This window comes from Streptomyces sp. NPDC036984 (genome assembly GCF_055607665.1).
In genome coordinates, this window is record NZ_JBVJRL010000021.1 from 50611 (window position 1) to 63690 (window position 13080).

10 protein-coding genes and 2 pseudogenes are annotated in these 13080 nt (G+C 69.1%); 5 read left to right on the top strand and 7 right to left on the bottom strand.

Annotated features, from left to right (window positions below; genetic code table 11):
* Positions 1–69: 69 nt before the first annotated feature.
* From ectB to ACZ7DL_RS30285, 3 genes are all read right to left on the bottom strand, one after another.
* Positions 70–1371, bottom strand: a complete 1302-nt coding sequence (gene ectB, locus ACZ7DL_RS30275; protein WP_470778948.1) for a diaminobutyrate--2-oxoglutarate transaminase — start codon at positions 1369–1371, stop codon at positions 70–72.
* A gap of 253 nt (positions 1372–1624) precedes the next feature.
* Entirely contained in the window at positions 1625–2290 is a 666-nt protein-coding gene (locus tag ACZ7DL_RS30280) for a helix-turn-helix transcriptional regulator (protein ID WP_470778950.1), read from the bottom strand.
* 5 nt (positions 2291–2295) lie between these two features.
* The gene (locus ACZ7DL_RS30285) at positions 2296–2928 is read right to left on the bottom strand and encodes a helix-turn-helix transcriptional regulator (protein ID WP_470778952.1); all 633 of its coding nucleotides are present in this window, start codon (positions 2926–2928) and stop codon (positions 2296–2298) included.
* 1529 nt (positions 2929–4457) lie between these two features.
* On the opposite strand from ACZ7DL_RS30285, the gene ACZ7DL_RS30290 reads away from it, so the two are divergent.
* Entirely contained in the window at positions 4458–5390 is a 933-nt protein-coding gene (locus tag ACZ7DL_RS30290) for a hypothetical protein (protein WP_470778954.1), read from the top strand.
* 47 nt (positions 5391–5437) lie between these two features.
* Here ACZ7DL_RS30290 and ACZ7DL_RS30295 read toward each other — a convergent pair.
* Positions 5438–5638 (bottom strand): annotated as a pseudogene (locus tag ACZ7DL_RS30295) (transposase); the annotation flags it as partial.
* Positions 5639–5780: 142 nt separating this feature from the next.
* On the opposite strand from ACZ7DL_RS30295, the gene ACZ7DL_RS30300 reads away from it, so the two are divergent.
* Together ACZ7DL_RS30300 and ACZ7DL_RS30305 are read left to right on the top strand one after the other, a co-directional pair.
* On the top strand, positions 5781–6377 hold the full coding sequence (locus tag ACZ7DL_RS30300) for a WD40 repeat domain-containing protein (RefSeq protein WP_470778956.1): 597 nt from the start codon (positions 5781–5783) through the stop codon (positions 6375–6377).
* Between the two features lie 67 nt (positions 6378–6444).
* Positions 6445–7122, top strand: coding sequence for a hypothetical protein (locus ACZ7DL_RS30305; protein ID WP_470778958.1), 678 nt, complete (start codon positions 6445–6447; stop codon positions 7120–7122).
* 81 nt (positions 7123–7203) lie between these two features.
* Here the strand turns inward: ACZ7DL_RS30305 and ACZ7DL_RS30310 are convergent, their stop codons facing one another.
* The gene (locus ACZ7DL_RS30310; protein ID WP_470778959.1) at positions 7204–7896 is read right to left on the bottom strand and encodes a hypothetical protein; all 693 of its coding nucleotides are present in this window, start codon (positions 7894–7896) and stop codon (positions 7204–7206) included.
* Between the two features lie 612 nt (positions 7897–8508).
* Positions 8509–9147 carry a hypothetical protein gene (locus ACZ7DL_RS30315; RefSeq protein WP_470778961.1) on the bottom strand — a complete coding sequence of 213 codons (639 nt, stop codon included), beginning with the start codon at positions 9145–9147 and terminating at the stop codon, positions 8509–8511.
* Positions 9148–10183: 1036 nt separating this feature from the next.
* On the opposite strand from ACZ7DL_RS30315, the gene ACZ7DL_RS30320 reads away from it, so the two are divergent.
* Complete coding sequence (locus tag ACZ7DL_RS30320; RefSeq protein ID WP_470778962.1) at positions 10184–10483, top strand: hypothetical protein; 300 nt, start codon at positions 10184–10186, stop codon at positions 10481–10483.
* Between the two features lie 377 nt (positions 10484–10860).
* On the opposite strand, the pseudogene ACZ7DL_RS30325 reads toward ACZ7DL_RS30320, so the two are convergent.
* Positions 10861–11124 (bottom strand): annotated as a pseudogene (locus ACZ7DL_RS30325) (carbonic anhydrase); the annotation flags it as partial.
* A gap of 240 nt (positions 11125–11364) precedes the next feature.
* Between ACZ7DL_RS30325 and ACZ7DL_RS30330 the strand changes: the two are divergent.
* Positions 11365–12624: a SpoIIE family protein phosphatase gene (locus tag ACZ7DL_RS30330; protein ID WP_470778964.1), complete on the top strand. Its 1260-nt coding sequence runs from the start codon at positions 11365–11367 to the stop codon at positions 12622–12624.
* The last annotated feature ends 456 nt before the right edge of the window (positions 12625–13080 follow it).

Below are 13080 nucleotides of genomic sequence, written 5' to 3' on the forward strand. Positions count from 1 at the left end.
TGACGGGCTTGACGTGCTTGACGGTCTGGAACAGGGGGTGACGGACCCGGCGCAGCGCCTGGCGGGTCTTCAGACCGATCGCAGGCCCTGCCGTAGCACGTCGAGCCCGCGGTCCAGCACGGCGGGATCGATGGTCAACGGCGGCAGCAGCTTGACCACCTCGCCACGGCGGCCGCACAGTTCGACGATCAGCCCGCGGTCGAAGGCGTACTGCTGCAGCCGCTCGGCGCGCAGCGGGCTGGTGCCGGCGCCCAGGTCGATGCCGAGCGCCATCCCGCTCCCGCGCGTCGCCAGCCCCCGTCCCAGCGCGTCCAGTTCGGTGCGGAACCGGTCCAAGTGGTCGATCGAAGCGGCGAGCTGGGCGTGGAAGGCGTCCTGCCGCCACAGCTCGCAGGCCGCGGTGGCGGCGACGAAGGCCAGCTGGTTGCCGCGGAACGTACCGGTGTGCTCGCCCGGCTCCCAGACATCCAGCTCCCGCTTGAACAGCACCATGGAGAGCGGGAGCCCGTAGCCGCTCAGCGACTTGGAGAGGGTCACCACGTCGGGGGTGATCCCGGCGTGCTCGAAGCAGAAGAACCGGCCGGAGCGGCCGCAGCCCGCCTGGATCTCGTCCAGGATCAGCAGGATCCCGTGCCGCTCGGTGAGTTCACGCAGGGCGCGCAGCCAGCCGGCGCTCGCGGGGTAGACGCCGCCTTCCATCTGCATCGGCTCCACGATCACAGCGGCCGGCAGCTCGACGCCCGAGGAGGGGTCGGTGAGCAGCCGTTCCAGGTAGCCGATCGAGTCGAACCGGCCCTGCGGACCGTCCTCGTAGGGCACGAACGTGACGTCCTGCCCGGTGATCCCGCCCGCCCGGCGGGCCCGGCGGCTGCCGGTCACAGCGAGCGAACCGCGCGACATGCCGTGGTAGGCGCCGGTGAACGCGACCAGGCCGGAGCGGCCGGTCCGCTTGCGGGCGAGCTTGAGCGCGGCCTCCACGGCGTCGGTGCCGGTCGGCCCGGTGAACTGCGCCTTGTAGTCAAGTCCGCGGGGTCGCAGCACGGTCTCGGCGAAGGCGGTCAGGAAGTCCCGTTTGGCCACGGTGTACATGTCCAGGCCGTGCGCGAGGCCGTCGGCGGCGAGGTAGTCGGCCACCCGGGCCTTGATGAAGTCGTTGTTGTGCCCGTAGTTGAGCGTCCCCGCACCACAGAAGAAGTCGATGAACTTCCGGCCGTCCTCGGCGAACAGCTCGGCGCCCTTGGCCCGCTCGAAGACGGCCGGGAACGTGCGGCAGTACAGCCGGACCTCCGACTCCAGCTCCTCGAATATCTTGAACTCTGGCTCCGGCAGCGACTCCTGGCCGGTGGTCGCGGTGTCCTCGGCGATGTCCATCGGGTCCTCTCGGCAGGGAACGAGTCCGCGGCAGCCGCTCGTGGCAGTGCCCGCAGGTGGAGGGGAGCGTCGCCCTGCCCGCCGGACGGACATGGGCAGGAGCAGCGTGCCGCCGGACCGTGGTGCGGCACCAGGGAACGAAGGGCAGCCCGCGCGACCCTGTCGTTGCGCGTTTGTCCCGGTCCGGCCCGCGAACCGGTCCGGCCCGGCATCCCGTCCGGCCCGGGCGTCGGCCCGGCGCGGCTGGTCGGGCTCAGATCAGCCCGGTGCGCACCGCGTGCGCCACCGCGTGGGCCCGGTTGCGGACCTGGAGCTGGCCCATCAACTCGTAGATCACGTTCTTGACGGTGTGCTTGGAGCAGCGCAGCGTTGCGGCGATCGCCTCGTTGCCGTGGCCGTCCGCCATCAGCCGCAGCACCTCCAGCTGACGGCCGGTCAGCGACGGGGCGCCCGGCCGCCGCCGGGGCCCGGCCGGCTCCGGCGATCCGTCGAGGATGCGCGCCAGTGCCAGGTGGGAGAGCCGACCCTCGCCGCGGTGGGCGGAGTAGACGGTCGCGGCCAGTCGCTCCGGCGTCGCCTCGGCGGCCAGCACCATGGCCCGCGCGCCCGCCCGCAACGCCTGCAGGGCGCCGTTGCGGGACAGCACGTCGGCCACCACCAGCAGCCGCTCGTGACCGCCCGGCAGGCCGGGCCGACAGACCTCGATCGCGCCCTCCACGGTGTCCCCGACGGCCACCAGCACGTCCTGTGGGGACGGATCCGGCGCCTCGGTCGGCCGGAGCCCCGCGATGATCAGTTTGGCTTCCACCACCGCGCGGGCCGCCGGGTCGTTCGACCGCACCCGCACCCGCACCCCCGCCCGGGGCGCGGTGGCGGCCGGGGCGGCCGTGGACGGAGCCGTGGCGGGGGCCGTCGTCATCGTGATCACAATAGGCCCGCCCGCAGGGCGAAGGCCACCGCGTGGGCCCGGTTGCGCAGGTGGAACCGCCGGGTGACGTCGTGCACCGCGGTGGTCACGGTGCGGGGCGAGTAGCACAGTTCACGTGCGATCTCCTCGGTCTCCCGGCCGTCCGCGACCAGCCGCAGGACTGCCCGTTCCCGCTCCGACAGCGCTGAGCCGCCGGGCGCCGCAGTTCCGCCCGCGCCCGGGCGGCGGGCGTCGGCGCCCTGGCCGTGCTCCAGCAGCCCGTCCAGCAGATCCGGCGGCAGCGTGCAGTCGCCCGCGGCGGCCGCGACGACCGTCGACGCCAGGCGCTCGGCGGTGCACTCGGAACGGCGCAGCAGCCCCCGGATGCCCGCCGCGAACCCCTGGACCGCGTCACCGACCGCCAGTTCGGTCGCGACCAGCACCACTTCCTGGCGCTGCTCCGCCTCGCGCCCGGCCCGTACGGCGTTCATCACCTGCGCGGCCACCCGGTCCACCATCATGACCACGACCTGCGCCCGCTCCCCGGACAGCGCCACCGCGATGTCACCGTGGTACTGCAGGCTGGCCCGGGTACCAGCCTCCAGTATCGGGTCCTGCGCGACGATGCTGACTCTCACCGGTTCGCCCATCGGCTCCTCCTGGGAATCGCCTCTGCCTGACAGGGGAGAGCATCGACCGCGGGACCCCGGGCGGCATCGGGTGCGGGCACCCAGTTTTCCCGACCCGACGGCGGCGCGGCCTTCACCGCCCGCCGCCGGCCCGCACCGCCGTCCGCGCGGCCTTCACCGCCCGCCCGGCCCCGCCGGCCGCAGTCGCCGCCCGCACCGCCCCACCGTCCGCCGTCACCGGGGTACGGCGGCCACCGCGGGTCCACCGCCGGGCCCGAGGCGGAAACATGGGGGCGATACCCCCATGTCCACCGCGGACGTCACCCGAAATGGCCGGTACCGGGAGGGGTAGGGCTGGGGAGTGCTCCGGGGCGTCGATGACATGGGAGCGGGCCTTGGCGGCCTCCGGCGCAGCGACGTGGCGCGCGGGCGGGAGCCTCACTCGCGCAACCGCCCGGTGCCGCCGGCGCGGTCGGTGCACGCCATGGGACCGACGACGGCAAGGTCGGGGTCGGACGCCAACGGCGCAGGGGACCGGGGGCCGGAACCGTGCTGCATCGGACCAGCCGGCATGCCGGCCTGGTCGGTGCGCCCCAGTGACCGACACGCGCCAACCCGACCCTCGAACCACCGGCAGGCTGGCTGGCAGACGTGCGTGGACCGCGCCGATGCAGTGGGCCGCACACAGAGAGGCAGCTCAGGCCGGTCAACCGCCAGACCGTCTCGTCCGGCCAGTGCGCATCCCACCAGGAGGCAACGACCGCTTGGGCCATAGCGAAAGCGTTCTCGCACGAGTCTCTACGACGCAGCAGCCGCAGAAGGCACTGGTGCGCACGGATCACCTCCGGCACCCCGGCGAGGTCCACTCGGCCTTCGATCAACGTGGCTCTGTCCAGGACCTGGGAGTCGAGTGACCAGCGCTGGTGCCGGATACAGATCGGTGAGCGCAGCGCGGAGTACAGACGAACCGAACACGTCGAGCCCGTCCGGGCCGCCGCACACGGTCTGCATCCCAGCATGACGGCAGGGATCGTGCTGCCGGAGGCGAAGCGCACGTCCGGCTGATCACCGTTCGCCTTCGCATCCTCGCGCCCATCCCAGGAAGGCAAGGCCCAGGACAGGTGCGACTCCGGCACCTGGCAGAGGGAGGCCAGCCGGCGCCGTACCGCAGGCGCATAGTCATGCCGACCAGCCAATCAGCTGCTGGACGGCATGAACAGCGATGACGAGCAGCTTCTGCGCGGCCGGGTCTATGGAGCTGACCCCGACCACCCGGGACCGCTCCCGGGCCGCAGCTATGTCGAACTGGTCGGCGGCCCGCTGGACGGACTGCTCCTGTTCTCTGAACTAGACCCTGAAAAGGAGTGGAGTTCGCACCGACTGACCCGGTGTCTCCCGTCGCGGTCACGGTGTATCCCTTGGTGATCGGTGGTCTTCCAGGCGGTCTCCTACCGCAGTGGTGGCCGACAACGTGCGTTCGCCAGATCGCACCTGCGTCGGCTCCAACTTCCTCGTGGTAGCAGCCTGTTGACTGCGGATACCGTTTCCCCATGGACTTGACCACCTGGCTCGCAGTGCTTGGCTTCGTCACCGGCGTTGTAGGACTGGGGTGGCAGATCTCCACGCATTGGCTTACAGGGCGTCGCGTGCAGGTGCTGGCACTCCGAGAACGCTCGCATGGAGAGTGGGTCATGCAAACGCATATTATGAACGTGGGGCGCTTGGATGTTTCTGTTCAAAGCTACTCGGTATGGGCTGACCCGACAGGGCGTCGCCTTCGTCGCTTTCGGTGGCGAATCCGGGCAGTCAGGCAACTTGGTTGGTCTCATGCGTGGCGTACCCAAGTGATGTTCTCCCCCTCAGTGGCCATTTCGGCCCCCGGAGGTTTTGCTGACGATGCCACGCGAGTGCAGTTCCCATTTATTCTTAAAGCTGGCGAAAAGTACGCGTTCCCCACATTGAGTGTGCACGTCCCGCCGGCTACGGATCGTGTGCTCAAGGTGGCAGTTGGGCTGGGCGTCGGCCGTCCGGTGCAGGCCAAGGTTCTTGATGTTTCTGCTCTTCAGTCGCACCGCATCGATGTCCCTGAGGAAACCGGCTGGAGCATAAGCCTGAGTGAGGCCTGGGGCCATCCGGCGTTTGCTCCGGAGGAAGACCCGATTGTTCCGGGATCGCGGTCACTCACAGAGCTGGTAGCAGCGGCATCTGAGTTCATCGAAGACCTCTCACGGATCCGTGAGACCCCTCAGACCACTGCACTTAGGGAAAGCGCTGCCGAGACTCGAGACCGCATTGTGGCCAGCGGACGCCTATCTGGCCTCCGCCTGGAACACCTTCAGCAGCTCCTTGACGAAGGGGGTGCCCTGATGACCGTTCTGGTTTCGGGCCAGCGGCTCAAGGCGGCCGTCGACGCCGCTGCAGCGCTTCGTTCCAGGACGGCGGGTACAAGGCAGATTCTTAATGGTGACAGTCAGTCCTCATAGACACGTATCGTGCCGGCCACCCCGTCCCTGGCCACTCCTTGGGCCGCTTACAACGGCTGACGGAATGAGTTCCGTTGTCGGTGGGTGATCAGGCAGCAGGCGAGTTTGAGGAACGCTTCGTGGACGTCTGCTCGTCGTTCCCAGCGCACGCGCAGTCGACGGAAGCCGTGGAGGCAGGCAAAGGCGCGCTCGACCACCCACCGGTATACGCCGAGGCCGGAGCCGTGCTCGGTGCCGCGCCGTGCGATGCTCCTTCTCGCCGATTCCCCCTTCGCCGACCGCAACGATCCCCGACCCCCTCCCATGGACCGGTTGCAGGCCTGGGACCTCACGGACCCGAAGCACCCGCAGAAGCGGTGGGGGCGGAACGTTCCTGACTCGATCGAGTCAATGAACGTCGCCTTCCGGCCCGATGGCAAGCTGCTCGCCGCCTACGGAAGCGACGGCACCCTGAGACTGTGGCGCGTCGAGAAGCACCGGCTCGCCGAAAAGGTGTCGCACGTCAACATGGGCGTCTACGGCAGCCCGATCGCCTTCAGCCCCGACGGAGCCCGTCTCGCGCTGCTCGCGCAGAAACAGGTAGGCGAATATGGCCGCCCGGAAATCTGGGACGTGACCGATCCGAAATCCCCCAAGCTGCATTCCTACCTGCCCGAGGAACCGTCCGGGATCTACGCACTCACGTTCACCCCGGACGGCGATTCCCTCGCCACCGTCAGGGCCTTTGCGGGTGTCGACATCTGGGACATCAAACCGGAACGCGTATCGGCGATCTTTGTGACGGGTCGGCGACCCGATCACCCCCCAAGCAGTGGAGGCACTACCTCCCCGACAAGCCGTACGCCCCCCCGTGCCATCCGTCCTGAAGGCCGCTTCCCGCATGGCTGGTTTGTCGGTCGGGCTGAACATGGGGAGCGGGCGGTGTCGAGAGAAGGACTTGGTGGACCCGTCCCGAGTGGTTCTCGACTCGTCTCACGTCCGCGCTGAAAAGGGGGCAAACTTGCAGGCACGAGTCCTGGGGACCCGGGGCGAGCCGGATCCTAAGACGCACATCTTGTCCGACGCGGACGGATTGAGAAAGGGCGACGACGCCATGGACAGGTCTGCCTCCAACAGTTTGGTCCGTGCGAGCCTCGTGCTGGGTGCGGTCCTGGTCTCGACCGTGCTCTGCGCCACGGCGAGCGGGGCTGCTCCCCAGGACGAGCGGGGAGACACGGCAACGGTCGTCGCCGCGCGTGCGAGCGGCGAACGCGGCTGTCCCGTCGTGTACTTCGACCTGGGCGAAACCCTCCTGCACACCGCAGACGACGGCAGCACCGACTATCAGCGTGGCGCGGCCTCTTATCTTCGCGTCCTGCGCGAACGCCACATCAAAGTGGGCCTGATCACCAATGTTCCGTCCTCCTGGGGCACGACCGACGCCGAGCGCGCCGCCAAGCTGAAAGAGGAAGTCGACGCGACGTGGCGGGGTCCGGTCCCCTTCGCCTGGGAGGATTTCGGAGACCGAATCATCACTCCGCGCACCGAGACCGAGCGTAAGCCGGCCCCTGTCCTCTGGCAGCGCGCGAAGGCCGACTCGGGCCACTGCCGCGTCGTCTACCAGGCGGAGACGGCCGAAGAGGTCGTGGTGGCCTCCTCGCTGGGCTTCGTGCCGTACCAGGTCGGCCGACCCCACCGGCCCGTCTTCCTGCCGGTGGGGCTGATCGAACTCCTCGGCCATCGCTACCGCTGACCGAGGAGGCCCGCCGGTCCGGCCCATCCCACGGCCCCGCGCTCGGGTCTCATACCAGGCGATCGCCCGTGGGTCGCCCGATCACTCGCATCCGCGCCGCCAGTTCCATCCGATGAAGGTCTGCTTCAGTTCTACGTCGAAGTGACAGGAGGCACCGGAGGCCGCGTCGATCCGCACATAGGACTGGTGCGAGTTGGCGTACACGGTGCCGGAGGGGTCGAAGATGCCGGCGTAGGTGAAAGAGGCGTGCGCCTCGGAGTTCGCGACCGCGCACTCGGTCGCGCAGTCGTCCTTCTTGGACGACGACAACAGCGACCAACCCGCGTTCCAGGGTTCCCGGTTCCACTCCTGGCGTGTCTGGGTGGCGGCATTGACGACGCGGCCCGAGGAAGTGTCCCAGGTAGACGTGGTGTAGAGGCCGGTCATGCGGATGTTGCAGCAGTCGTACATCTCGTTCCACGTGCGCAGTTGACGGGCGTCGGCAGCGGCGGCGCCCGTACGCGCGCCCTTCACCGCCTTCGCGGCCGAACCGGCGGGCGCGTATCGGACCGGACCCAGCTGCGGCTTGCAGTCGTCACCGATGGTGACCTGCTGCTGAACCGCCATCCCCGCGGGCGGCGCGGGCAGCGAGCCGGACAGCTTCACGCCTCCACAGGATGTGGCAGCCTGCGCCCCACCGGCGCCCTGCCCCGTCTCGACGGCCACCGCCGAACCGCCGAACACCCCCACCAGGGCGATCGTGGCTGCGAGCACACTTACAATCCGCTTGGTCACATTTCCTCTCCTACCTGCGAGTTATCAGGTGATGCACTGGTCGGGATCACCGGTTCTGGGGCCAACGTACCGACGGGTCCGGTCCGGCGTCCGGCCCGCCCCGAGCTTGGCCTTTCGGTTCCGGTGCTTGCTGTTCGGTCACTGGCCGCTCCGCCCCGTCCTGCATCCCGGCCCGCTCCGCGTCCTGGTTCGTCGCGGGTCCCTGGGGTGGTCGTAGGGCTCGCGGGGTCGGGTCGGTAGCCGGGGTCCGCGGTCCCGGCTCCGGCTTCCTTGCCTTGCCTTGCCGCCTTGAGGGACATCGGGACGAGAACCGGTGACCGCGAGTTGTCGTATACGGGTTCAGCGAGTGATCGTCCTGACCGGGTGGGAGCCGCTCGGGATCTACGTCGACGGGCGGGGGCGAGGGAGATCCGGGGCTTGGGCCGCCGACGGACCGCGAACCCTGCGGGGGGTTGGGACGGTGACGTCTTCAGCGATTGCGTCTACTTCTCGGGAAGGTGGCGAGTCCGCTGTGGGCGCTTCGTCGTGTTGTCCGCCCGATCAGCTGAGCTGCCCCCGGCTGCCTCGCGGACATACTAATCGCGAGACAGCCAGGCGCGCGCGATCGCTGGATCAGCCGCCAACGACGAGCGTCTTGGCCTTACCGGAGCCCATGGAGCAGGACCGCTTCTCCTCGGCGGTCATCTTCCGGGACCTGACGACGACCGCGTTGTTCCGGCCGTCCGTCCCGTTCGGGGCAGGCCCGGTGATGACGTCGGGGACGAACCAGAAGTAGTGCCCCCACTTCCGGCCGTCGTAATGGGTCTGCCATGTGCCGGAGACGGTCTGCATCACCTGCGCACGGGAGATCCAGCCGACTTCACCGGGTTTCACGGTCATGTTGACGGAGCTGGTCTCCGAGTGGGTGCTCGACCAGGTGTGGCTGTAGGTTGCCGTCACGCTGAGGTCGATGATGCCCGCTATCTTGCCGCCGGCGGTCACCGATGCACCGGCCGAGTCGGTGGAACCGACCGTGTCGGACCAGGTCATCGACTGGGTGGCAGGCGATGTGCTGCAGTTGTAGAGCGAGTCGGAAACCCGGTGGAAGTCTCCGAGGTACGCCTGGCCCAACTGCGGTTCGTTGAAGGTGCACTTCCCTTCACCCGAGGCGCAGTCGGCCATGAGCTGTTCCCGGGTGGGCTGGTCATCGGCCGAGGCCGGGGCGGCTATCGCCGCCACCATGCCCACCGCAGCCGCTGAGAGCGCCAGCATTCGCCCGCCGTAGCGCATCCTGCGGTTGTTCGCCATACGTGTGCCTTTCGCTGTGCATGAGGGGGGTCGGCGATCGCAGGAAGCTCGGTCGAAGTTGCCGCGATCACCGCCTGTTGCGATCTAGTAGTCGCAACAACTGACCTATCTACACCACCAGTTGCCGAAATCCCAGGCCCTGTACTGCCTTCTGCCTGTAAATGATCGGTGGGACACACTTCGACGTGGCGATGACGTGCCGCCCTCCCGGTCGACGGCCGCGGCAGGTCACCGCTGGAGGCACCGGTCGTGATGAGGCGGATGAGGCGCGGATACGCACCCGGTACGACAGCCCTCGGGAACAGGACGACCGGCTGGACCGTGACGTGGTCGAGCAGACGACGGGGGAAACGGGGGGAGTTGGCGGCGAGACGGTTCTCAGCGGGTGGGATGCGCACAACGAAGGCTGCGACTTCCGCATCTGTCTCGTACCCGGCTCCTACGGGCACGGGGGACTGAGGCGACCCGGCTGACTGTCGGGTACGGCTTCGAGGGGTTGGGACTGCACCGCATTTCGCTGGAGGTCTGCTCCTTCACGCTGCACGGACGTTCCCCGATGCCTGCGTGAAGCGAGCGGCTTGGGCGAATTTCGTAGATCCGGCATCCGCGCCGAGCGCGGCCACCAGCGCACGCAGGCAGCGCAAGGGCAGGTCCTTCAGGCTCGACGGGCTCCTGCACCGAAGGCGCTAGGGGGCGTCCTTCCGATCTCATGATCGCGCGCTGAGCGGGGCCACGAGGGCGCCGGATCCCGGAGTGCGGCTCGTCGTAGGCTGCGCCCCATGAGCTTGTGGGACGTCTTGCCGGACAGCGAACGACAGCACTGATCCTTCGACCCGTTCGTGAGCGTGGGCCCACTGCGGTTCGGAATGAGTGCGGAGGAGGCATCAGCTGCGCTCGGGGCGCCCGCGCGAGCGTTCGCCGGCACGACGCGCATCGGGAGGTCGCGTGCCACACCTACTCCGAGACGGGCCTCAAGCTCTACTTCGCGGCCGATGAGTGCTTGTGCGGCGTCTCGATCGATGCGCTGCGGGGCCCGCAGGTTCGCGCCGACGGGGCGGCACTGGTCGGCCGCGTGCCCTCCGAGCTGCAGCAGTGGCTGTTCGACCGTGCCGAGAGCCGGGAAGCCTTCACCGAGCTCTTCCATACGCCCGGAGCGGAGGCCGGATCGCTGACTCTCGGGTTGGTGCTCTGCGTGCAGTGGGCCGGCGATCGGTTGGTCACGCGTCCTGTCTTCCTGCCCGCCGCTGCCATGGACGACGTCTATCACCATCTGCCAAGGGACGCCTGGGCAATCTTCTGAGTCCGCCGAGTGGACCGCCCATGACCACGGCGTGATGGTACGCCGCGGCCAGGGCTGCGCCCTCCGCGTCAGCGTCGTCTCTTCCGCGCACCGCGGGCTCCTCGCTCGCTGCCGACCTCTTGCCGGCGCCGTGGGCGCCCCGCCCGGCGCAAGGCCCGCCGCGTACGACAGCCGCGTCAACGCCGTCACGGTACGACCGGAGCGCGATCAACCTCAGCGCCAGCGGCTGATCCGGTGTTCCTACCAACGCCAAGAAGGAGGGTCGGGACCGGCGATCGCCAACCGGCCGCGCCGCGCCGCAGGGCCCGGGCATCCGCGTGACCGGCACCGATGCCGTTCGGCGTGCCTGCCGGGTCACAGAACCCAGCCCTTGCTCCTCAGAGGGCCGAGGTGACGGGCATGTCCAGGCCACGGGCCGCGACGAGGCTTGCGGTCCCGTCGGCCAGGCTGTAGCACAGGCCCACCACAGCGGCCTGCCCGGCGGCGACCCGCTCGGCCAGGAGGCGGGAGCGGTCCAGCAGCAAGTCGACGGTGTGCCCTATGTGCTCCGCGAGGATCTCATCCGCACTCACGCGCCCGGCGGCCTTCGCCGCCAGCACGCTGGGAGTGACGCGCTCGACGACGTCCCGGATGTAGCCGGCCTGGATCTCTGTCATGGCCGCAGGGTGCGGCGCGGCCCGTGAGGAACGCGCGGCCGGGTCCACGCTCGGCGGCCTCCGTGCCTGCGTGGCCGGGACGCCCGGACACGGGCGATGTCGACCTCGCTCCGCCTCCTCGGTGCGCTGCACAGCTGTCCGGTCCACTGCCCACGGGTGAACTCGGCGGGCGCGGGAGCTGGACCTTTCGTACATTGATGAGCGAAGGACTGGCAGGAAATGCGCGTGACATCGAAGATCGACTATCCAGGGGTGTTCGCCGCCCTCCCGAGCCCGTGCCTGGTGCTCGGCACGGACCTGGTGATCGCCGACGCCAACCCGGCCTTCTGCGAGGTGACCGGACGGAACCGGGCCGAGCTGCTCGGGCAGTACCTCTTCGACGCATTCCCGGACAACCCCGCCGATCCGGAGGCCGACGGGCTGAAGACGCTGAAAGATTCACTGCACCGTGTCCTGTCCTCCGGCCAGACGGATCACATGGCACTGCAGAAGTACGACATCCCGGTCCCCGAGAACCCCCAGGTGTTCAAGGAACGGTGGTGGACCGCGATCAACGTGCCCGTCCTCGGCCCGGACGGAAAGGTCGTCTGGATCATCCACCGGTCCGAGGACATGACGGACGTCATCCGCGCCCGCCGCACGGCGCACCTGCCGCCGGTCAGCCCCGGCCGGGAAGCGGCCATGGAAGCCGAGCTGTACGCTCGGGCGCGGCAACTGCAGCAGCTCAACGAGGAACTGCGACAAGCCCACGCCCGTGAACGGCGCATCGCAGTTGCCCTGCAAGAAGCCATGCTCCACTCCCCGGACCTGGCCCGGCACCCGAATATCGCCGTGCGCTACCTGCCAGCGACCGGATCACTGAACGTGTGCGGCGACTGGTACGACGCGGTCGACCTGCCCGCGGACCGCTTCACCGTCTCGGTCGGCGACGTGGTCGGTCACGGGCTGATGGCCGCCACCGTCATGGGCAGGCTGCGCAGCGCACTGAGTGCCGCCACCCGCACCGTCCACGGCCCCGCCCAAGCACTGGAGGTCCTGGGGCTGTACGCCCGGTCGGTCGAGGGCGCACTGGCCGCCACCGCCGTCCAGGTCCTCGTAGACTGCCACAGCCAACTGCTGATCTACAGCAGCGCCGGCCACCCCCCGCCTGTCCTGCTGCACCCGGACGGCTCCTGCGACCTGCTCGACCAGGCCACCGACCCACCGCTGGGGGCCCGCCCCGAACACGTCCCCCGCCCCCAGGCCAACGCCACCTACACTCCCGGCGACACCCTCGTCCTCTACACCGACGGCCTGATCGAGCGCCGCCGTGAGGACATCGACGCCGGCCTGACCCGCCTGACCTCCACGCTCGCCACCTGCACCGAATTCGGCGCGGAACACCTCGCCGACGCCCTCCTCGCCCGCCTCGGCCTCGCCAGCGGCGCCGACGACGACATCGCCATCGTCGTCGTCCGCCTGGACCGAACGACCCGACCGTACTGATCAGGGCGACGTCGTCGTCGGTGAACGTGCGGCCGTGGGGGTTGCCGAGCGAGGTCGAATAACACCACCGTTGTGACGAGACCAGGCGGGGTGGAGGAGAAGGCCTCGTCCAGTGCCCGCAGGGCAAGGCGGGTGACCAGAGTGCGGTAAACCTTCTTCGTCTCGGCCTCCTTCCGCGGCTGAGTGACGATCTCAGCCCGCTGGGCCACAACCCGGTACGCCACCACGGCCGGCACTACATCAAGCTGAGGTAGATCCACCTCAATGAGGAGCTGCTGAGCCTCAGGTATGTACGCCGCTCCCGCATCGACACGGCACCCTTTGGGCACGGAAGAGCCACGCAGCACTTCCTCCACAGCGTCTGCAACGCCCTGCGGGCCCTGCTTGGCGAGCGCCTGCTCGACATAGGGGTGCCGGCTCTTCAGGTTCCTGGGCCGGTCCGTCAGCACCGCCTGT

Bases quoted from the DNA above. Each gene is read 5' to 3' on its own strand.
- ectB (WP_470778948.1), bottom strand. From the start codon at position 1,371: ATGGACATCGCCGAGGACACCGCGACCACCGGCCAGGAGTCGCTGCCG.
- ACZ7DL_RS30280 (WP_470778950.1), bottom strand. From the start codon at position 2,290: ATGACGACGGCCCCCGCCACGGCTCCGTCCACGGCCGCCCCGGCCGCC.
- ACZ7DL_RS30285 (WP_470778952.1), bottom strand. From the start codon at position 2,928: ATGGGCGAACCGGTGAGAGTCAGCATCGTCGCGCAGGACCCGATACTG.
- ACZ7DL_RS30290 (WP_470778954.1), top strand. From the start codon at position 4,458: ATGGACTTGACCACCTGGCTCGCAGTGCTTGGCTTCGTCACCGGCGTT.
- ACZ7DL_RS30300 (WP_470778956.1), top strand. From the start codon at position 5,781: ATGAACGTCGCCTTCCGGCCCGATGGCAAGCTGCTCGCCGCCTACGGA.
- ACZ7DL_RS30315 (WP_470778961.1), bottom strand. From the start codon at position 9,147: ATGCTGGCGCTCTCAGCGGCTGCGGTGGGCATGGTGGCGGCGATAGCC.